This is a genomic window from Nonomuraea sp. NPDC050451 (assembly GCF_044458585.1).
This window is the reverse complement of sequence record NZ_JBITHZ010000077.1, coordinates 1-19,975: the sequence shown is the minus strand read 5'-3', so window position 1 is coordinate 19,975 and position 19,975 is coordinate 1. Positions and strand designations below refer to the sequence as shown.

Annotated in this window: 15 protein-coding genes and 2 pseudogenes; 9 read left to right on the top strand and 8 right to left on the bottom strand. The window is 68.3% G+C overall.

Annotated features, from left to right (window positions below; all coding sequences use genetic code 11):
* Positions 1-735 precede the first annotated feature (735 nt).
* The 4 genes from ACIBI9_RS66735 to ACIBI9_RS66720 all read right to left on the bottom strand — a co-directional run bounded on the left by ACIBI9_RS66735 (position 736) and on the right by ACIBI9_RS66720 (position 5,644).
* Positions 736-873 carry a hypothetical protein gene (locus tag ACIBI9_RS66735; RefSeq protein ID WP_397239286.1) on the bottom strand — a complete coding sequence of 46 codons (138 nt, stop codon included), beginning with the start codon at positions 871-873 and terminating at the stop codon, positions 736-738.
* 415 nt (positions 874-1,288) lie between these two features.
* Positions 1,289-3,703, bottom strand: coding sequence for a glycoside hydrolase family 2 TIM barrel-domain containing protein (locus ACIBI9_RS66730; RefSeq protein WP_397239284.1), 2,415 nt, complete (start codon positions 3,701-3,703; stop codon positions 1,289-1,291).
* A gap of 32 nt (positions 3,704-3,735) precedes the next feature.
* Positions 3,736-4,626, bottom strand: a complete 891-nt coding sequence (locus ACIBI9_RS66725) for a nucleoside hydrolase (RefSeq protein ID WP_397239282.1) — start codon at positions 4,624-4,626, stop codon at positions 3,736-3,738.
* A gap of 28 nt (positions 4,627-4,654) precedes the next feature.
* Complete coding sequence (locus tag ACIBI9_RS66720; protein ID WP_397239280.1) at positions 4,655-5,644, bottom strand: LacI family DNA-binding transcriptional regulator; 990 nt, start codon at positions 5,642-5,644, stop codon at positions 4,655-4,657.
* Positions 5,645-5,910: 266 nt separating this feature from the next.
* On the opposite strand from ACIBI9_RS66720, the gene ACIBI9_RS66715 reads away from it, so the two are divergent.
* The 5 genes from ACIBI9_RS66715 to ACIBI9_RS66695 all read left to right on the top strand — a co-directional run bounded on the left by ACIBI9_RS66715 (position 5,911) and on the right by ACIBI9_RS66695 (position 12,655).
* Positions 5,911-7,137 carry a glycoside hydrolase family 1 protein gene (locus ACIBI9_RS66715; protein ID WP_397239278.1) on the top strand — a complete coding sequence of 409 codons (1,227 nt, stop codon included), beginning with the start codon at positions 5,911-5,913 and terminating at the stop codon, positions 7,135-7,137.
* Positions 7,138-7,219: 82 nt separating this feature from the next.
* Positions 7,220-9,370 (top strand): hypothetical protein, encoded by a 2,151-nt coding sequence (locus ACIBI9_RS66710; RefSeq protein ID WP_397239276.1) that lies wholly within the window; start codon positions 7,220-7,222, stop codon positions 9,368-9,370.
* 176 nt (positions 9,371-9,546) lie between these two features.
* Positions 9,547-10,839 (top strand): ABC transporter substrate-binding protein, encoded by a 1,293-nt coding sequence (locus tag ACIBI9_RS66705; protein WP_397239274.1) that lies wholly within the window; start codon positions 9,547-9,549, stop codon positions 10,837-10,839.
* Positions 10,836-11,759 (top strand): carbohydrate ABC transporter permease, encoded by a 924-nt coding sequence (locus tag ACIBI9_RS66700; RefSeq protein WP_397239272.1) that lies wholly within the window; start codon positions 10,836-10,838, stop codon positions 11,757-11,759. Before ACIBI9_RS66705 ends, ACIBI9_RS66700 begins: the two co-directional genes overlap by 4 nt.
* Before the next feature lie 8 nt (positions 11,760-11,767).
* Positions 11,768-12,655 carry a carbohydrate ABC transporter permease gene (locus ACIBI9_RS66695; protein WP_397239270.1) on the top strand — a complete coding sequence of 296 codons (888 nt, stop codon included), beginning with the start codon at positions 11,768-11,770 and terminating at the stop codon, positions 12,653-12,655.
* 102 nt (positions 12,656-12,757) lie between these two features.
* Here ACIBI9_RS66695 and ACIBI9_RS66690 read toward each other — a convergent pair.
* Positions 12,758-13,438 (bottom strand): annotated as a pseudogene (locus ACIBI9_RS66690) (sugar-binding domain-containing protein); the annotation flags it as partial.
* 537 nt (positions 13,439-13,975) lie between these two features.
* Here ACIBI9_RS66690 and ACIBI9_RS66685 point away from each other — a divergent pair.
* Entirely contained in the window at positions 13,976-14,185 is a 210-nt protein-coding gene (locus ACIBI9_RS66685; RefSeq protein WP_397239268.1) for a DUF2795 domain-containing protein, read from the top strand.
* Between the two features lie 91 nt (positions 14,186-14,276).
* On the opposite strand, the gene ACIBI9_RS66680 is transcribed toward ACIBI9_RS66685, so the two are convergent.
* Together ACIBI9_RS66680 and ACIBI9_RS66675 are read right to left on the bottom strand one after the other, a co-directional pair.
* Positions 14,277-15,077 (bottom strand): SDR family oxidoreductase, encoded by an 801-nt coding sequence (locus ACIBI9_RS66680; protein ID WP_397239266.1) that lies wholly within the window; start codon positions 15,075-15,077, stop codon positions 14,277-14,279.
* Positions 15,078-15,731: 654 nt separating this feature from the next.
* Complete coding sequence (locus tag ACIBI9_RS66675; protein WP_397239264.1) at positions 15,732-15,962, bottom strand: hypothetical protein; 231 nt, start codon at positions 15,960-15,962, stop codon at positions 15,732-15,734.
* A gap of 606 nt (positions 15,963-16,568) precedes the next feature.
* On the opposite strand from ACIBI9_RS66675, the gene ACIBI9_RS66670 reads away from it, so the two are divergent.
* Positions 16,569-17,054: a DUF2231 domain-containing protein gene (locus ACIBI9_RS66670; protein WP_397239262.1), complete on the top strand. Its 486-nt coding sequence runs from the start codon at positions 16,569-16,571 to the stop codon at positions 17,052-17,054.
* Positions 17,055-17,693: 639 nt separating this feature from the next.
* Here the strand turns inward: ACIBI9_RS66670 and ACIBI9_RS66665 are convergent.
* Positions 17,694-18,173, bottom strand: a complete 480-nt coding sequence (locus ACIBI9_RS66665; protein WP_397239260.1) for a DUF1360 domain-containing protein — start codon at positions 18,171-18,173, stop codon at positions 17,694-17,696.
* A 110-nt stretch (positions 18,174-18,283) separates the two neighbouring features.
* Here ACIBI9_RS66665 and ACIBI9_RS66660 point away from each other — a divergent pair.
* Both ACIBI9_RS66660 and ACIBI9_RS66655 read left to right on the top strand, forming a co-directional pair.
* Positions 18,284-18,938 (top strand): annotated as a pseudogene (locus ACIBI9_RS66660) (IS5 family transposase).
* Positions 18,939-19,093: 155 nt separating this feature from the next.
* A complete protein-coding gene (locus ACIBI9_RS66655; RefSeq protein WP_397239258.1) occupies positions 19,094-19,858 on the top strand; it encodes a class I SAM-dependent methyltransferase in 765 nt (254 codons plus the stop codon).
* The last annotated feature ends 117 nt before the right edge of the window (positions 19,859-19,975 follow it).

Genomic DNA, 19,975 nt, shown 5'->3' with positions numbered 1-19,975 from the left:
TGGACGAACATCTCCTCCACCTCGCGGTGGTCTACGACCAGGACTTCGATCATGTCCTGCTGCGTGCCCATGACGGCCTCCCTCGAAGTTGGCGTAGGTCATGGGGCCCCGCCACCGCGGCGCGTGTAACCGGCCAGCGGCGCCGACGGGGTCTCCATGCCCTCGTTCCCGCTGACAGAGGCTGAAACATGCGCGGTCCCGGGTCGCATCGTGTTCAATCGGCTCAGCTGGGGCCGGGGGGCATGCTACGGGTGGATGCTCACGTTGAGGCCGCGATCCGCATGCCGGGCAGAGCGGTGAACTCCGCGGTTTGCCAGCCGGTCAACGCATCATGCGCCGACCCTCACCGCGATTCCCACAATGCCCCGCCATAGCCCGGCAGATCCGTTCGAGCCATCATGATCATCACAGCCTTGGTCCGTGGCCGTCACGAGCGGCGACACCTGCCCGCCACCCACCGGCCAATCAGCGGAAGCGTTGTCTGAGGGTCACTCCGGGGAGCTTCAAGCCGGCCGAGACAGCACATGCATCCTACCGTCGGAGTTAGCGGATGCTGTAGGACGAGAGGCGCTCAGCCGCGAAGAACCTACACCGGCGAGGTCCTGGCCTCCAGATGAAAGTGGCGTATCGGGCCGGTCGTGCCAGTAGTACCCTCCCGAGGCCGAGGTGACGGCTGTCCACCGTGCGGGTGCCAAGAACTCGGCCGCCCTATGCGACCTGCGCCGTATTCGTGGATCAGCCCGCCGAGGCGGTCACGTCGATGACCTTGACATCGCCCCTGGCCGGGTCGGGAAGGGCACGCAGCGGAGTGGCCTGCTCATTGGAGTGGGTCTCGTAGGCGGCCGGCGCGGGGCCGATGCCGGCTTTCTTCAAGATGAGCCACACTGTGGAGGCCCCGACCCGGTGCCCAGAACGGCCCGGGTGGGAGGCCACCCTTGGCGGCGGCACTTGAAGGTCCAGCGCCGCCGTACCAGATCGGCGTGCCGGCGCAGCAGCGTGCCCGGCGTCACGAACGACCGCCGACGACCGGCCGCAGACAGCAGCCGGTCGTCGGCGTGCTGATCACCGCACGATCCGCCCACGACGGCCGAGGCCTTGCCATCTGCCGGCAACCGGAACGCCGAACCCCAGGTCAGCCCCAACGGGCCGAGTTCGGTGAAGGGAACGTGACTACCCCGTCGGTGCACTGGAAGCTCAGAAGTTCCTCCCGTCTGAGCCAAGGGCAGCATCTGCCGACATGGTCATGCGGTGGCCATGTCGCCTGCCGACGCTTGCAGGTGTGTCACGGTCACCGGGCCGGGTTTTCCACCGTGACCAGCACTTCGACCGGGTTGCAGTCTGGGGCGGTGGCGGTCAAGCGGATGGTGCCGGGTGCGGTCGGCTTCACCACGGCGAGCGCGCGGCCCCGGTAGGTGTGGCGCTCGGTCGCGTCGAACCGTTCCTCGCTCGACGGGTCGGCGCTGCCGAAGCCGATCAGCGTCCCGTCGCCGGAGACTTCCACGCGCACGGGCCGGTCGGCCGCGGTGTGCACGGTCCCTGCCGAATCGACCAGCGTGAACGTGATGTAGGCGAGGTCGCCGACGTCGGCCGTGATGACCGGCCGCTCGGGTGCGGCCTGCAGTACAACGGGGCCGGTCGCGGTGCGGAGGATGTCGCGGCCGGATTCGACGCCGTCGCGGTAGGCGATGGCGAGCAGTTCGCCTGGTTCGTAGGTGATCTCGAATTCGGTGCGGAAGCGGTGTTGTCCGCCGACCGGGTTGCGTCCGAGGGAGCGGCCGTTGAGCAGGAGTTCGACCTCGTCGGCGGCGCCGTACACCTCGACGATGATCGGGGCGGCTTCGTGGCCGGGCCAGGTCCAGCCGGCGATGGCGTCGCTCCAGGCCCACCGGCTGCTCATGACGGTCTTGCCATGGTGCTGCGGCCGCTGGACCGCGAGGTAAGGCTGGTCGCGCAGGCCGAAGACGATCTCCCGGTAGTAGGAGGCGGGGAGTCGGTGGCCGGTGATGTCGATGTCGCCGCAGCCGGCCAGCAGGTACGGATACGGCGCGGTGAACGTGGGCTGCGGAGTATCCGGTGTGGAGTACTGCGGCCGGCCGATACCGACCTCGCCCAGGTAGTCCCAGCCGGTCCAGGTGAAGTCGCCGATGACGTGGCTGTGCTGCTCGACCAGTCGCCAGTTGTCGTCGATGCGGGTCGGGAAGGTCTCGGTGCCCAGGATGATCCGGTTCGGGAACAGCGTGCGGTCGCTCGCGTAGCGGATTTCGGAGTAGTTCATCCCGGCCACGTCGAGCACGCTGTAAGACTCGGCGGTGCGGGTGGTCACCAGTTCGGAGCCGGCGACGGCGTTCACGTCGAATCCGCTGTCGGCCATCAGGGTGTTGATGCCCGTGTCCTCACCTCCCTGGGCTCGCAGGTCGGGCAGCAGAGCCAGCAGGTTGTTGATCGCGTTGGTGAGGAAGCGGGTGTCGTCCAGCGCACGAACCTTCTCGGCGAGCCGACGGCCCCACACGCCCCCCGTGGCTGAGCCGGTTTCGGGGATTTCGTTGCCGAGGGAGTAGAGGACGACGCTGGGATGGTTGTAGTCCTTGGCCACCATCGCCTCGATATCGCGTTCCCACCATTCGGGGAAGTTGAGGCTGTAGTCGAACGGGTTCTTGCCCCAGGTCCACATGTCGAACGCCTCGTCGACCACCAGCATGCCGAGGCGGTCGCAGGCGTCGAGCATCGCGATGCTCATGGGGTGGTGCGACATGCGGATTGCGTTGAACCCCGCGTCTTTGAGCAGCCGTACGCGCCGCTCCTCCGCTTGGGCGAAGGTCGCGGCGCCCAGCGGTCCGTTGTCGTGGTGCACGCAGGCGCCACGCAGCTTGACCGTCTCGCCGTTGATCCGCAACCCGTGCTCGGGGTCCAGGCGCAATGACCGGATGCCGAAGGCGACCTGCACGGCGTCGCCGCCTGTCATGGACACCGCGCACGTGTACAGGGCCGGCGAGTCCGGGCTCCACAGCGAGGGATCGGGGACGTAGAGGCGCTGGCGAGCGGTGGCCGGTTCGCGGGGCTGTACCGTGACCGGCACGGTGTCGGACGAGACGACGACTCCCGCGGCATCGCGGATCTCGATGACCAGTTCGACCGTGCGGATGTCGATGGAGTCGTTCTCGATCGTGGTCGCGACCTCCACGACCGCCCGGTCGGTGTCGATGTCCGGGGTGGTGACGCGGACGCCGTCCGGGCTTATGCGGACCACGTCGCCGACGAGCAGCCAGGCATCTCGGTAGATGCCCGCGCCGGAGTACCAGCGCGAGTCCTGGTGGGTGCGGCATTCCACCCGGATCTCGTTGTTCTCGCCGAACCGCAGGAACCGGTCGGCGTCGATGAAGAACCGCGAGTATCCGTACGGGCGCTGCCCGGCGTAGTTGCCGTTGACGAACACGGTGGCGTCCCGGTAGACGCCCTCGAACTCCAGCAAGATCCGCTTACCCCGGTGCTCCTCGGGTGCGAAGAACGTCTTGCGGTACTCGTACGCCCCACCGGGGAAATAGGCCGTCCCGGCGCCGTCCGCGGTGGCCCCGCGGCCGCGGGTGAGCATCGCGTCGTGCGGCACCGTCACCGGCTGGTACGGGACCGCGGTCCCGGCCAGTTCGGCAAAAGGATTGACCTTCGGACGGAACTGCCAGTTGTCGTTGAACGATGCGCGGATCACGTAACTCCCTTGGGGTTAAGAGTTTCCTGAAGCTAGGACCTGCCGGTGTGCTCGCGGCCGAAGGCTCGGATCTTGGCGAACATGTCCTCCAGCAGGAAGCGCACGTCGATCTCCTCGCAGACCTTGATCGGATGGTTCGAGCCGGGCAGGTAGGACCCGTCCATGCCGAAGCGGGGAGCAGGTCGCACGCGTAGATTTCCACTTCCGGGAAAGAGCATCAGCGCGATGGCCGGCGAGTCGCCCAGCGAGCGGGACTCGATCGGCCAGGGGTGGTAGACGGCGTTCACCTCGTGCAACTGCTTGATCAGGTAGCGGCCCAGCGGGCCGGCGTCACCGATCTTCTCCTCCAGTTCGGCGTAGCTCACTGAGACCATGGTGTAGACGTCCTGGGGCACCTGCCAGACCGTGATGCCGGAATCGAACACCACGTTGGCGGCGTGGACGTCGTTGGAGAGGTTGAACTCGATTCGCGGCCCTTCGTCGTAGCCGCGGTAGCCGGGGCCCCCGAGCCAGATCACCACCACTGGCCGGCGTACGAGCTCGGGGTCCAGCAGGATCGCCGAGGCCATGTCGGTCAGCGGCCCGAGGAACGCCACGTAGAGCGGATCCCTCTCGCTCGCGAGCTTCGACTCCTCGATGATCAGCCGGGCGCCGGGCGAGTCCACGGCGGTGTGCTCGTCGGGCAGCGCCGTCGCCGCGCCGTTGGCCACGGTGACGGAGTCCGTCAGCCCGAGCAGGTCCAGCAGGAGGTCGATCTCCTCACGGGACTCTTCCATGCTGCGCGGCGTGCGCCGGGTGCCGAAGTGGGCCGGGATCAGCCCGCGTATGTCGAAGGTCGGTGACAACAGCCCGTGGACGATGGCGAACTGGTCATCCGCCTCGTTCTTGGCGTCGCTATTGATGATCGCTCTGCGTTGGCGCATCACAGTCCCCATTGAGGGCTTCGAGGGGTTACGGGCAAGGTGGGGCGGTGGAGTTCCGGACGACCAGGCTCGGGATGACCGAGAAGTGCACCGCCGACGTGCGGCCTTCGATGCGCTCGAGCAGCAGCCGCCCGGCCGTGCGGCCCATGACGACTCCGTCCTGATTGACGGTGGTCAGGGAGATGTTGGGATGGGCGGCCACTCTGGTGTTGTCGTAGCCGGCCACGGAGACGTCGCCCGGGACGGACAGGCCGGCCTCATGGAGCGCGGCCAGGACGCCGAGAGCCGCCTCGTCGGAGCCGGCGAAGATCGCGGTGGGGCGAGGAGAGCGGCTCAGCAGCTCGAGGGCGCCGTCGTAGCCGCCTTCCTCGGAGTAGGAGGTCGCGGCGACGGCGATCTCGCCAGCCAGCCCGTGGTCACGCATCACGCGTTCGTAGGTCTCGGCCCTGATGCGCGGCATCTGGTCGGCCGCCCGTTCGCGCTCCTGGTGGAAGGTGATGTGCCCGATGCGACGGTGGCCGAGTGCGATCAGGTGGTCCATGACGAGCTCGGAGCCGACGCGGTCGTCGTCGACGATCGAGTCGAACGCCGGCGACCGGTCGTGCCGGCCCAGCACCACCGTGGGGATCTCGGCCGCCACCTGCTCAAGCTGGGTGCGGCCGACCAGTGGCGCGATCATGAGAATGCCGTCCACCTGCCGGTCGATCAGAGCGTCCATGGCACGTTTCTCGGTCTTGTCGCGGGTGCCGCCCTGGATCATGATCGCCTGATAGCCGGACTCGGCGAGCTGATCCACCAGGCCGGTCATGATCTCGGCGTAGAACGGGATCCCGATGTGCCGCATGAGCACCCCGATGGTGAACGCCCGCCCGCGCAGCGCCCGCGCGGCGGCCTGGGGGCGATAGCCCAGCTCGTCGATGGCCCGCTTGACGCGGTCGCGCATGGCCTCGCTGACGCCGTAGTCGTTCCGGATGACCTTGGAGACCGCCGCCTTGGAGACCCCGGCGTGCTTCGCCACATCAGAAATGGTCACTCTTCGTCGCCGCTCAGGCGCGACCATGGGCATCCCTTCTCAAGCCGAGATCGTCCACGCATGTAGACCGGTCCATGAAGGATAACGAAAGATCCACACAGCTACCGCATTGGCCAGGACTGACGCCGTAGACCGGTACACGTTTTTCCTTGACCTCCGCGCGGCGTAACGGCTACGTTAACTCGCATTCCGGGGCCCGCCCCCGCCTCTGCCAGCCATTTCCACGGCACCGACACCTGATCGAGAGACGAATGCACACCTTCCCCGACGGCTTCCTCTGGGGTGCGGCGACCGCACCGCACCAGGTCGAGGGCAACAACGTCAACAGCGACTTCTGGGCGCAGGAGGAGCGCATGCCAGGAGCCGATCGCAGCGGCGACGCCCTCGACAGCTACCACCGATACACCGAGGACATCCGGCTCGTCGCGGAGTCAGGCCTGAACACCTACCGCTTCGGCATCGAGTGGGCGCGCATCGAACCGGCCCCGGGAAGAGTGTCCCGCGCGGCGCTCGCGCACTACCGGCGCATGATCGACGAATGTCTCGCCGCGGGCGTCACCCCGTTCGTCACGATCCACCACTTCACCTCGCCGAGATGGTTCGCCGAGGAGGGCGGCTGGCGCGGAGAACGGGCCGTGGACCGCTTCCGCGCCTACGTCGAGACGACCACCTCGATCCTCGACGGCGTCGAGTGGGTCTGCACGATCAACGAGCCCAACATGCTCGCGATCATGGTGCGCGAGGCGGAGGCGACGCTCGATCCCGACTCGGGCCTGGAGTGGCTCAGCCCCACGCTGGAGGCGGACACGCCCCGACCGGTGAAGCCGGCTCCGCCGGTGGAGACCGGACGCCGTCTCGTCGAGGCGCACCACGCGGCCCGGGACGTGCTGCGGGAGCGCACGGACGCCCGGGTGGGATGGTCGGTCGCGAGCCGCGCGTTCGAGACCCGTCCCGGGGCGGAGGAGGTACGCCGTCGGCTCGAGTACGTCTGGGAGGACCTCTACCTGGAGGCGGCGCGGGGCGACGACTTCATCGGGGTGCAGGCCTACTCGGCGCAGTGGGTGGGGCCGGAGGGGATCGAACCGCACCCCGTGCATCCCGACAACACCCTCGTGCGTACGGCGTACCGCCCCGACGCCCTCGGCATCGCCGTCCGGCACACCGCCGAGGTGCTGCCCGACGTCCCGATCGTCGTCACCGAGAACGGCATCGCGACCGGCGACGACTCCCGGCGCGTCGCGTACACCACCGGCGCGCTCGCCGCGCTGTCCGGGGCGATGGACGACGGCGTGGACGTGCGGGGCTACATCCATTGGAGCCTGCTCGACAACTACGAGTGGGGGCACTGGGATCCGACGTTCGGCCTCGTCGCCGTCGATCGGGAGACGTTCGAGCGCCGGCCCAAACCGAGCCTCGCGTGGCTGGGCGGTGTCGCCAAGGCCAACGCGCTCCCGGACGGCGGACCCCCGGCGACCTAGCCATTCGATCAGCACGCGCGTGTCGTACCTCGGTCCCTGCTTCCACCGCGGCCGAGACTGAAGAGCAAGAGGAAAGACGAGGATGCCCCAAGCAATCGACCGCCGCCGGCTCGTGCGACGGCACAACCCCGTGCTGACGTCCGCGCACCCCGCCGACGTCCTCACGGTCGGCAACGGTGATATCGCGCTGACGGTCGACATCTCCGGGCTGCAGACGTTCCCCTCCTTCCACGAGCTGGTGCCCGACCCGCACCGCGTCGTGCGCGACGGGCTGTCCGGCCTGCCCGAGCAGCGCCCGCGCGCGTTCGACGCCGGCGACTTCCAGATCCCCCTGCGCACGCAGTCGACCTGGGGCTGGTACGAGACACGCACCGACCGGAAGCTCCGGCCCGAGGACGCGACCACCCTGTACGAGACCTCCCGCGGCCCGGTCCCCTACCTCGACCGCATGGGTCTCCAGCGGGCCGGCGACCCCATTGCCGACGAGTTCGTCGCGGGCGCGTGGTACCACTTCAACCCCCGCCGCGCTCACCTCGGCCGCCTCGCTCTGGTCCGCCCCGACGGGACAGGACTCGACGACCCGGCCGCGCTGACGGACGTCCGCACCGAGCTCGACCTGTGGAGGGGAACGATCCACGCCGCGTACATGCTCGACGGCGAGAGCGTCCGCGTCACCACCGTCGCCGACCCACGGGATCACCGCTTCGCGGTACGGGTCGAGTCCGGCCTGCTGCTCCGCGGATGGGGCGTCGCCTGGGTGTTCGACGAACAGCCGGACGACCTGGCCGCCTTCGAGCTCCCGCTCGCGCAGGAGACGGTCTGGGACCGGCGGACGACGTACCACTGGAACGCACGACGCACGGTGGAGGCGCTGACCTACTGCGTCAGCGTCCGCACCACCGGCAGCCTGCGAGAGGAAGCGGAGTCCGTCGTCGCGCACACGGACGCCACCGTTCTCGAGGTCGTCGTGGCGCTGACGCCGGGTCATCGCGGGCAGCAGGACAAGGACGGCTTCTCCGCCGTCAGCCAGTCCGCGCAGACATGGTGGGCAGAGCACTGGAGCACCGGCGCCGCGGTCAGCCTCGCCGACAGCACCGACGCGCGCGCTGCGGAACTCGAACGGCGCATCGTTGTCTCGCAGTACCTCACGGCCGTCAACAGCGCCGGAGTCACGCCTCCTGCGGAGTCCGGTCTGACGTACAACACCTGGTCGGGGAAGTTCCACCTCGAGATGCACTGGTGGCATGCGGCGCATTTCCCGATGTGGGGCCGAGGGCAGCTGCTCGAGCGGAGCATGCGCTGGTACCACGGCGCCCTGGAGGCGGCGAGGGAGACCGCCCGCCGGCAGGGGTACCGCGGAGCCCGCTGGCCGAAGCAGACCGATCCGTCCGCGCGCGAGTCGCCGAGCAACATCGGCGTCTTCCTCCTGTGGCAGCAGCCGCACGTGATCTACCTGCTGGAGTTGCTGCGCGGCGAGGGGCGCGACGAGTCGTTCCTGCGTGAGCACTACCCGCTCGTCGAGGCGACCGCCGACTTCATGGCGGACTTCGCCGAGGAACGCGACGGATCGTTCGTGCTGCCGCCTCCACTCATCCCCGCGCAGGAGAGCTACCTCGCCGACCGGGCGACGAACGCCGATCCGACCTTCGAGCTGGCGTACTGGTCATGGGCGCTCAGCGTGGCGAACGAGTGGAGAACCGAGCTCGGTCTCGAACCGAGCCAGGAGTGGGACCGGGTGGCGCGGAACATGCGCCGGCCCGCCTTGCTGCCCGACGGAACGTACGCCGCGATCGCGACGCCTCCGCTGCTCATCCGGAAGGATCACCCGTCCATGCTCATGGCGTTGGGGTGGCTTCCGGACACGCACCTCGTGGATCCGGCCACGATGTCGGCGACGCTCGATTCCGTATGGGAGCACTGGGACCTGCAGTCCAGCTGGGGCTGGGACTACCCCGTCATGGCGATGACCGCGGCCCGTCTCGGCGACGTCGGCCGGGCGATCGACGCCCTCCTGCTCCCGTCGCCCAAAAACGTATTCCTCCCCAACGGACACAATCCGCAAATGCCGGGATTCCTCACCATTTATCTGCCGGCAAATGGAGGACTGCTGGCCGCGATGGCGCACATCGCCACGGCGGTGAACCAGGGGGCGGAGCCTCCAGACGGTTGGATGATCACTTCAGAAGGACTGGGCGCGCTCCCCCGTCCCCGTGTCCTGTCCGCACCCGAATAACTTCCATGCACCCGGAAGGAGAATCATCGGCCGGCAATCGGCCGACAGCGCCGGCACGGTCGGCGGCAAGTAACAGAAACCACATCAATGGCATTGTACGGCGTCCACCGCAAAATGCCGGGGCGGGCACAGAAGAGTGGCCGCTTCCCCATCCAAGGCTTCCAAAGGTGAGGACCATGGGTACAAATCTTTCAGCACGCGGCGCTCGTCGCCGCACCATCATCGCGGCAGGGGCATTGGCGATCGTCGGGGCGGTCGCCCTGACAGGCTGTTCGTCGTCCGACGAATCCGCCACCGGGGACGTCGGACTGACTTTCATGAACCAGTCGCGCGGGCAAGAGGCCGCGCTCACTCAACTCGCGCAGCAGTACACCAAGAAGACCGGCGTCAAGGTCACCGTCGAGACGCCCGGGCCGGTCGACTACCTGCCCAAGCTTCAGGCGAAGGCGCAGTCCAGATCCATGCCCGACATCTATTCGTCATTCGACGCGTCCCAGATGGCGCCGTTCTACAAGGCCGGCTGGGCGATGGACCTTTCCGCCGAGTTGAATGCCGGTTGGAGCAAGAACTTCAGCCCCGCCGTGCTCAAGATGTCGACGTTCCAGGAAGGCAACAACCTCGGGGTCAAGCCCGGCATCTACTCGGTGCACTGGGAGACGCAGACGTACGGCTTCCTCATCAACCCGGCGCTGACCGGAATGTCGGCGAAAAAGCCGCCCGCGACGACGGCCGAGTTCATCGATGCGCTCGCCGCGAGGGGAGCGAAATTCTCCATCGCGGCCTCGCAGACGCCGAGCATCATCCAGTCCCTCGCCTCGAACTGGCTGACGGACGCCGACATCGAAGCGACTCTCAACGGGAAATCGAGCTGGAAACAGGACGGCTGGCGCAACGCCTTCCAATTCCTGGTCGACCTGAAAAAGGCCGGCGTCCTCGCCAACGACTCCATCCCCGGTGGCCAGGACGACCACCCGAACGTGGAGTCGTCCTTCTTCACCAAGTCGATGGGCGCCATCTACGACGCCGCCCCCGGCGTCTCGGTCGGCCTGAGGACGAACCCGGAATTCGAGGAGTACTTCTCCATCGGGCTTCCCAAGGCTCCCGGAAGCGTCCACGACCCACGCTCGCCGGGTATCCCCGGGAAGGGCGCGGTGATCAACCCGAGGGGCGACCATCCCAAGGAGGCGCTCGCGTTCGTGAAGTGGCTGACCGAGCCCGAACAGCAGGCGGTGTTCGCCAAGACCGCCCGCATCCTCCCCAGCAACCCGGAACTCCTCGCCAGCGCGGATATCCCCACCCAGCTCGCGGGCTTCGCCGCCGGCGTGAAGAACATGCAGATCATGTCGACGACCTTCACGCCTGACGTGATCACCGCGATCAGAGCGGAGTCTCAGCGCCTGGTGCTGGGCGAGACGACGGTGGACGAAGCACTCACCACCATCCAGGCGGCGCAGGATCGCACGTCATGACGACGCAGCACGTGGCGGTTCCCGCGCGGCGCCCATCTCGGGCGCCGCGCGGGAGGCGCAACCTGATCGGCTGGTTGTTCCTGGCTCCGGCCATCGCGCTCATCGGGATCTTCACGATCACGCCGTTCGCGCAGGCCATCCTGTTGAGCTTCCAGTCCTGGGACGGCGTCAGCCCCGACACCCCATGGGTGGGGCTGGACAACTACGACTTCGTCGCCTCCGACCCGATCTTCTGGGCATCCATGGGCAACGTCCTCTTCTTCGGGGTCGTCGGTTTCGTCGTCGGCAACGGAGTCGCCCTGGTCATGGCGCTGGCCGTCAACAGCGTCACTCGCGGCAAGACGTTCTTCCGCACCGTCTTCTACCTGCCGGGCGTGTTGTCGGTGGTCGTCGTCGGTCTGCTGTTCTCGTTCATCCTGGCCCCTGGGTCCGGCATCCTCAACCGGCTGCTCGGCCTGGTGGGGCTGGACACGCTCCAGCAGAACTGGCTGGGCGACCCGGCCGTCGCACTGCCCGTCGTGGCTGCGGTGTTCGTGTGGTTCCACTGGGGGTTCGGCTTCCTGCTCTTCCTCGCTGGGCTGCAAGACGTGCCCAAGGAACTGTACGAGGCCGCCGAGCTCGACGGTGCGAACCGCTGGTCGAAGTTCCGGTACATCACCTGGCCGCAACTGGCCCCGGTCACGTCGATCGTCAGTCTTCTCACGCTGCTCGCCGCGCTCCAGATCTTCGGGACCGTGCAGGTGCTGACCAACGGCGGGCCTGGCCATCACACGATGGTGCCGACCCTCGCGATCTACAACGAGGCGTTCGTCAACTGGCGCTACGGCAGTGCCGCCGCCATGTCGGTCATCTTCGGCGGCGCACTCGTGCTGCTGTCCGTGGTCCAGCTAGCGATCACCAGGCGGAGGTCCCGCGTATGAGCAGCCGGATGACAGAAAGGGCCGACGCGATGTCCGTCGCTCCAGGACCGGCCGGCGCGGCCGGAGGCCCTCGACGGGCGGTACGGCTCGACAAGGTCGGCCTGTACGGACTGCTGGGCGTCGCCGCCCTGATCGCGCTGTTCCCCCTGCTGTGGATGTTGTCCGGATCTCTGCAAGGCCTCACGGAGCTGCTCTCGAACAAGAGCTTCCTGCCCGCCGACCCGCAGTGGGGCAACTACGTGACCGCCTGGGTCCAGGGGGAACTCGGCATCTACCTGCGCAACAGCGTGATCTACACGGGATCCGCCGTCTTCGGCATCCTGCTGGTGTCCAGCCTCGCCGGGTACGCGCTCGCGCGACTCGACTTCGCCGGCAAGGGCGTGTTCACGTTCGTCATCCTCGCCGTGATGATCATCCCCGCGCCCGCCATGTTCCTCGCGCAGTACAAGCTGCTCATCTCACTCGGCCTGACGAACAATCCCGTGGGCTACGTGCTGATCCTGATCACATCGGGCATCCCGATGTCGACGCTCATCATGCGCAGCTTCTTCGTCAGCCAGCCCCGCGCCCTGGAGGAGGCGGCCGCGCTGGACGGCGCCGGTCCGCTGCGCATCTTCTGGAACGTGATCCTCCCGCTGGCACGGCCCGGCCTCGCTGCCGTGGCCGTCATTCAGGGGCTGGGGGCGTGGAACGAGTACCTCATGGCGCTCGTCCTGTTCGAGGACAACTCCCTCATGCCGATCCAGCGCGGTCTGACCGCCTTCACCTCCGCCGAGACGCCACAGCAGCAGATCCTCCTGGCTGCCACCACCATCTCGATCGTGCCGGTTGTGATCTTCTATCTGATGGCGCAGCGTCACATCGTGAAGGGCATCGGCGCGGGCGCGATCAAGTAGGCAGGGCCTGGGTGACGTCGGTGATGAGGACGTTCGCCCGCCGGCACTGATCGTCGCCCGGATGGCCGCGTTCTTGCGCGCGCCACCCGCCATGGCGAGCCGGCGTGGAATGGTCCGGAAGACGTCCGGGTCGATGCCGATGACGCAATCGTTCAGGTCGCTGTGGATGAGGCGGCCGGAGGCGTCGAAGAAGCGTTGGCAGACATCGCCGACGGCGTGCGCGGCGAGCAGGCGGTCCCGGTCGGTGGGGGCGATCGCGTGGCCGCTGTCGCGCAGCAGCGGCGAGGGTTGCGCGCTGCCGATACCGACCAGTGCCAGAGGCCGCGGCTGCGTGGGCGGCGAGTCGGTGAGGCTCCCCCATTTCGCGGCCACCGCCTGCATGGCCGCGTCGGTGACCAGGCTCTCGCGGATCTCTGCCGTGGAGACCAGGCCGGGAGCCTGAACGTAGATCGGCTCGGCGGGATGGCTCAGCACCCGGTTGGCCTTGGCCTGGACTGCGCCCTCGCCGACAATGCCGACAATGCCGGCGAGCTGGACGACGCGGTCGGCGCCCGGCACACGGAGGGGGTGCAGCCGGTCCAGCGACCGACAGCAGCGTGTGTCTTGCCGTCGGCGGCCCGGACCGCGATCTCGCTGCCCCGCCCGCCCGGAGCCCTGGTGATGCGCACCTCGTGCCGCTTCCCCAGCCCCGCCATCACGTCCGGCCACGGTGGCCCCAAGCAGGAGCAGACGCCGTCGGAGAGTACGCGCTCTTGCCTGCCGCCGCAGGGGCGGGAGAAGCATCAACGTGCCTGAGCCGTTTCTCGTCGTGGCCGATCTGGCTTTCATGCCTCCGCGGCTGCCCGTGGCCTCATGGTCGCCCATGGCCGCGTCTGCGCGGGCGTGGCGGATTGACGGCCGGGCTGGTCACGGGAGATCGGCGGAAGCATGTCCAGACGTGGCATCCAGCCGATCCAGATGGCCATCCCGTACGCGATGCCGGGCGAGATGGGGGCATGCCGGCCTCGAGTCATGATGCCGAACAGGCCGCAGGAGGCGCAGCCGAAGCCCACATGGGCGATCGCTCCCAGGGCCCGCCCCCGGTTTGCGGCGGTGTTTGTGACCAGGGAGAGCGACGCGCGCGATGCGCTTCGTCGGCTGGTCCGCCATCAGGCCGGCGCGCTGTCCTGCGACCATCACGAAGCTCATCGCAGCGGTGGCCACAGTGCCGTAAACGACGTTGCGCATCATGGCGGCTGGCTGCCCTGCCTTTTCGGGCGGAACGAAGCGCGGTCATGAGGAGGAAGGGCATTCGTGTCACCCGCTCGCTCCCCTCACGGGATGTCGTGGATTCCGGGGGACGGCGGTTCCGCCCCTGAGGGAGTGCTGTCCGCCCTACGGTCCTTGCCGGATCGGACCTTCGACAATGTCGAGGACAGCGCGCACGAGCTCGGTATCGGTGGCGATCAGCAACGCGATGGACCTGGCCGTCGCAGGGCGCGGAGGTCCACATCGGCTGGAGGCTCCTTGGCCCACCGACGTGGTAACTGACGCTCACGGTGGAGGCCTTGTACACCACGTACGCCCAGGCCGAACGCGCGGTGGACTACGTGCCGGATCTGGCGGCAGGAACGCCGGCGGTCTACCCGTGGCGCCAGTCGCCTGTGCCGAGCGCCCCGCCGGCCTGCGGCCCCATCAACCCGAGACCGCCGTCGACGAACAACGTCGCTCCGGTGATGTAGGAGGCGGCGGGACCGGCCAGGAACGCCAGCGCGGCGGCGACCTCGCGAGCGTCGCCGGCCCTGGCGATCGGATACCCCGGCCTGCTGCCGATCTGCGGCGGCCGGTCTTCCTGTCCTGTCATCGGCGTGGCGATCTCGCCGGGCGCCACGGTGTTGACGGTAATGCCGTACTCGGCCAGCTCCAGTGCCAGAACCCGGCTGAGCATCCGCAACCCGCCCTTGGCCGCGCAGTACGGCCCCGCCCCCACCTTCGGGAGCTCCTCGTGCACGCTGGTGACGTTGATGATCCGGCCGCCCCGGCCTGCGTCGACCATGCGCCTGGCGGCCCGTTGCGCGCAGAGGAACGCCCCATCGAGATCGACCGCGAGGACAGAGCGCCAGCGCTGGTAGTCCATGTCCAGCAGCGGCTCGGAGCTGCCAGTGCCCGCATTGTTGACCAGCACACCCAGGCCGCCCAGCTCCTCGGCCAGCTCATCCACGACGTGTGCCGCCCGCTCCGGGTCCGCCAGATCGTGCTGCCGTACCGCCGCCTCCCTGCCCAACCCCGTCACCAGCTCCGCGACCTCATCTGCGCTGTTCCGGTCGGTGTGGAAGGTGATACCGACGTCGAAGCCCTGCTCGGCCAGCGCCACAGCGGTGGCCTTGCCGATCCCGGAGTTCGCTCCGGTGACGACCGCGACCCGGTCATATCCCTCGCTCATGATCTCCCTTTCACCATCATGACGGCACACCTCCTTCACCTGCCCCGGTGACGCCGCGGGTCCCCACCACGGCGCGGTTTCGTAACGTCACGCACCGATCACCGACAGGACGCGTCCGCGCCAGTGAACAGCCACGCCGACGGTGGCGTTCCATCCAGCTCGATGCGGTGGTTGGTACAGGGACAGAGCCGGAGGGCAGGGGTGCTACCGGATCACGTCATCGCCGGCGTCCAGACCTGCCGGAGTGGGAGCCACCCTCCGGGCAATGGTGTGGACGCCGGTATGTCATCTCAAGCCGCCGCTCGTGGAGTTCGGAGCGGAGATATCCGTGGAGGAAGTGCCGGACGACATGACCGCACTCCGCCACCGGCGGGGAGACATGCACCACCAGCGCTTCCACTCCTGCGGTTGATGAACCGGCGCAAGGCGCCCGAGCGGCTTGACGTGGTTGCGCCGGATGGCCGGGGGTGATGTGCTCGCTTTGATCAGCAGCTCCTCGTTCGGGGCATCGGCGACTTGAAGCCGCGATCGAGGCCCAGGCTGCGCGACGGTCGTGGCGCCGACTGAGCGCCGCCGACATCGACCTGGAACGGTACGGCCATCACCGGCTCCGCTCGCGCCAAACGCCTGATCAGGGTCACCGCCCCATTCCAGTCAGGAACTCCCGATCCTGCCCGGTCCGCTGGTGCGAGATGACAACGGCGGCGTGTCCAGGTCGGCGGCGGCGCGGGTGGTGTCCGTGATCGGCAAGTGGAGCAGCATGTCGAGAAGATGCGGTGAGGCGGGCACCAGGCGCATGTGCCAGGCGACGGCGTGCAGCGGCCATCCCGGCGCCGGCACGAGACGCGCACCCAGCAGATCGGCCGGCAAGCGTGGCTCGATCACCGGATCGGCGACGATGTTGAACGGGCCCGAGACCGGTTTGGTGACCGCGAGCCGGGTAGGCCTCCCCGACGTCGCCGGCGTGCGACGCCTGGAAGCGAAGCCCTGGCGTGTCCGGAACAAAGGGCACGAGACCGGGACGCACCAGCGGATGAGGCAGTAAAGGACCGGCGAACAGCCGCCGCTGCTCGGTGGAGGCCTCACGCTTGAAGACGAAGCCCGGGCGCAACCGCACCACCCGGATCCCCAGATGATCGTGCTCGAACACGTTCAGCGCCCGCTCCACGTAGGCCTTCTCCCGGCCGTAAACCATCTGCGACCAGCCGTTGCACTAATCCAGTCATCGCGCCCTTTAAGAAGACACGGTCCGTTCCGTGGTGTTGGCCACGAGCGCGTACAGCATGGCGTACGGCGCGCATGTCGCCGGTGAGCGCGCCACTCGCGGTCAACGGCTGTCGACACGGACGAGCGCGCCACGGGCTGGCGCGGCTCCGTTCAGCCGCCACAAGGAATTTTGGCTGTCAGCCGGTGCCGCGCGGCCCGCGAAGGTATGACGGGATCGTGCCCGGGTAGCTGCCTGCATGCCTGTCCGGCCTATCAAGGAGCGTCATGGACAGCAAGGCCAAGGCATTGGGACACCCGGTGCACCCCATGCTCATCGTCTTTCCACTAGGACTGCTGGTCACAGCAGCGATCTTCGACATCCTCCACCTGATCACGGGCGGATCCGGCTTCCCGATCGCCGCCGCCTATGCCATCGCTGCGGGGATCGTCGGCGGCCTCGTCGCTGGGGTGTTCGGCCTCATCGACTGGGTGGCCATTCCAGCACGGAGCAGGGCCAAACGGGTCGGCGCCATCCATGGGATCGGCAATGTGGTCGTGCTCCTGCTCTTCGCCGGCAGCTGGCTGCTGCGAACCACCACCGACTGGGTTCCCACGGTCCCGGCCCTGATCCTGAGCTTCGCCGGGGTGCTCCTGGGTGCGGTGACCGGCTGGCTGGGCGGTGAACTGGTGGATCGCCTCGGCGTCGGCGTGGACGAGGGCGCGCACGTCAACGCGCCCAGCTCGCTCTCCGGCGGACCTGCCACCCGCTGAGTGAAGGTGGCGGTGTCCAGGAATCCCACCGCGACTGGTCGTCCTCGTTGAGCGGCGGCTCCCACCCTGCGACGTCCGGGTTGGAATACGACTCGCGCGGCGAGCCGCAGGGGTCCCTTGCCGAGCTGCGGGGGCGCGCCTCGGCCCGAACACCCTGTTCGAGGTGACGTTCCACCTGCCGGTGACCGTGTACGACTTGCTCGCGCTGGACCGAGACAGCGGGTGCGCCGCGCCGCCCAGCAAATGTGCTGGCGATTCGGTTTGCCATGACTTGGCAAACCGTGTGGACCCACGATCAGTCTGGGGTCCGTCGATTTTCACCCGTGTGCACGGTTCAGACGATGCGCTGAGAGCGTCTCGCCCGCGCGCTCAAGGCCTGCTTCGCCGCCGACGAGTCGTGGGCGCGCAAGATCGTCCACCGGCTACGGCCCACACAGGGCATCAAAGGCGAGGCGTCGCAGTTCCTGCCGCTGCCGGAGCACTTCGAGCAACTCGCGGCGATGGTCACTGAGGACGAGGCGGTGAACGGCAGCCCGGTCGGCCCCGTCCCCGAGGTGCGCGCCCAGGCGATCAGGCAGTACGTGGAGGCCAGGACGCGTTCTTCGACTTCTACGAGCGCCAGGTCCGGCCCAGGGTCCGCTAGGACGCCTCCGCCGACTTGATCAGTTTGGTGTAGGCGAGCTGCAGCCAGTCGGAGATCGCCACCGCGGTCATGGTCGCGCCCACGAGCCTGGTGGCCTTGGGCGCGAGCACCAGTCCGGCGGCGTACCCGGTGGCCACCCACTGGGCCAGGCAGAACGGGCAGGCGATCAGCTCGCCCACCGCACCGCGCGGCGCCTCCTGCACCTCCGAAGGCCCGCTCTCACCCTCGTACCGGGTGAAGGGCGCGCGGATGGGACTGGCGACGGGGTCCTTGGCGAGCAGCCGTGACACTTTGTGCGTGCAGACCGCCATGAGCAGCAGGTCCATCACGCCGATGCGGTTGGGAACGCGCCGCCCGGCCAGCGCGGCGACGGCGGCGGCCACGGCGACCGTGCCGCCGTACGCGCCGAGGATGCCGACGTACTTGCCGAGCGGCCGGTCATGATCGCCTTCGTAGGTGCGTTCGGTCTTATCCAAAATTTCCGTCATGAGGTTTGCCGCTACCCCCTCCTGGGACGGGATCACCCACATCCAACGTCTACTTGACGCTCCGTTGCCTAAAGCGTGTCTTCAATTGATCTTGAGTAGTGGATCGTGGTCGGGTGATACGTCGCCATGAACTGTCCGATGCGGAGTGGGAGTTCCTCCGTCCGTTGCTGCCCCAGTCCTCGCGCGGACGGAAGCGGCTGGACGACCGAACCGTGCTCAAGGTGGAAGTTCCGGACGGGCACGGCCTGGCGGGACGTGCCGGAGCGGTACGGCTCCTGGCGCACGCCGCACACCCGCTTTCGCCGGTGTGCCCTGGACGGCACCTTCGAGCGGATGCTCCGGGCCGCCCAGGCCCGGGCGGACGCGGCGGGCGAGATCGACTGGCTGGTGTCGGTCGACTCCACCGTCGTACGCGCCCACCAGCATGCCGTCGGAGCCCGAAAAAAGGGCTCCGCATCCACGCACTCGGACGCTCCCGGGGCGGCCTGACCAGCAAGATCCACCTGGCCTGCGATGCCCTGGGGTGCCCGCTCGGCTTCGAGCTCACGGGCGGCAACACGAACGACTGCACGCAGTTCACCGCCGCGATGGAGGCGATCCGAAGTGCCCTGCCTCGGGCCGGGACGGCCCCGGCTGCGGCCCGCTCATGTGCTGGGCGACAAGGGCTACAGCTCCCGCGCGACCCGCTACGACAAGACCGCCGAGTCCTACCAAGCGGCCATCACCCTCGCCTCGCTCCTGATGTGGGCGTGACATTGAAGACAACTCCAAAGCGGCCTGGCCGAGGTTCGCTTCGGTACGGCCGACAGGGGCGCCGGGATCAGCGGCGCACTTCGCCGCGCCCGCTTGGCGCCGTAACCCGAAAAAGCAGTGGCCGCGCGGGCTCGGGGCCACATACGTTCGCCTCCATGGTTGACGCAGCTTTCGGGCATCCGCGCCTCGCCGCCATCTACGACCCACTCGATCCGGACCGCAGCGATCTCGACGCGTATCTCGCGATGGCGGAGGAGTTCGGCGCGCGGTCCGTGCTGGACATCGGGTGCGGTACGGGCGTGTTCGCGCTGCTGCTCGCCGAGCGCGGGATTACGGTCACCGGGATCGATCCCGCGCGGGCGTCCGTCGACGTCGCGCGTGGCAAGCCGGGCGCGGAGCGGGTGCACTGGCTCGACGGCGACGCGGGGGACCTGCCGCCCATGCAGATCGACCTGGTGACGATGACCGGGAACGTCGCCCAGGCGATCGCCGATCCGCAGGCATGGCGCACGACGCTGCGCGGCGCGTACGAGGCGCTGCGGCCCGGCGGGCGGCTTGTCTTCGAGACGCGCGATCCGGCGCGGCGCGTGTGGGAGGAGTGGGCGGAGTGGACGCGCGAGACCACGTACCGCATGACGGACATCCCGGGCGTCGGCCACGTCGAGACCTGGGCCGAGCTGACAGACGTGAGCCTGCCGCTGGTGAGCTTCCGGGGTACGCATGTGTTCGCTGCGGACGGGGACGTACTGACCTCGGAATCGACACTTCGCTTCCGCGAACGTACGGAGATCGAGCGGGACTTGCACGAGCACGGCTTCGTCGTCGAGGACGTACGCGACGCACCCGACCGGCCGGGCAGGGAGTTCGTGTTCGTGGCGCGGCGCGATACCGCGGAATCCGTCCCTCCCGGAACGCCCTAGATGATCAATTCCAAGGGGTGCCTGCGGAGGGTGTGGGGGTGGGCGGTCAGGCGTCGGGGTCGACTTCGGGGTGCGTGAACCGCACGGGCTTGCCCAGCGACCGGGCGTAGGCGATTT

Excerpts from the sequence above, each read along its gene's own strand:
- ACIBI9_RS66725 (WP_397239282.1), bottom strand. The coding sequence starts at position 4,626 with ATGCGCCAACGCAGAGCGATCATCAATAGCGACGCCAAGAACGAGGCG.
- ACIBI9_RS66715 (WP_397239278.1), top strand. The coding sequence starts at position 5,911 with ATGCACACCTTCCCCGACGGCTTCCTCTGGGGTGCGGCGACCGCACCG.
- ACIBI9_RS66710 (WP_397239276.1), top strand. The coding sequence starts at position 7,220 with ATGCCCCAAGCAATCGACCGCCGCCGGCTCGTGCGACGGCACAACCCC.
- ACIBI9_RS66705 (WP_397239274.1), top strand. The coding sequence starts at position 9,547 with ATGGGTACAAATCTTTCAGCACGCGGCGCTCGTCGCCGCACCATCATC.
- ACIBI9_RS66700 (WP_397239272.1), top strand. The coding sequence starts at position 10,836 with ATGACGACGCAGCACGTGGCGGTTCCCGCGCGGCGCCCATCTCGGGCG.
- ACIBI9_RS66695 (WP_397239270.1), top strand. The coding sequence starts at position 11,768 with ATGACAGAAAGGGCCGACGCGATGTCCGTCGCTCCAGGACCGGCCGGC.
- ACIBI9_RS66685 (WP_397239268.1), top strand. The coding sequence starts at position 13,976 with ATGTCGTGGATTCCGGGGGACGGCGGTTCCGCCCCTGAGGGAGTGCTG.
- ACIBI9_RS66680 (WP_397239266.1), bottom strand. The coding sequence starts at position 15,077 with ATGAGCGAGGGATATGACCGGGTCGCGGTCGTCACCGGAGCGAACTCC.
- ACIBI9_RS66670 (WP_397239262.1), top strand. The coding sequence starts at position 16,569 with ATGGACAGCAAGGCCAAGGCATTGGGACACCCGGTGCACCCCATGCTC.
- ACIBI9_RS66655 (WP_397239258.1), top strand. The coding sequence starts at position 19,094 with ATGGTTGACGCAGCTTTCGGGCATCCGCGCCTCGCCGCCATCTACGAC.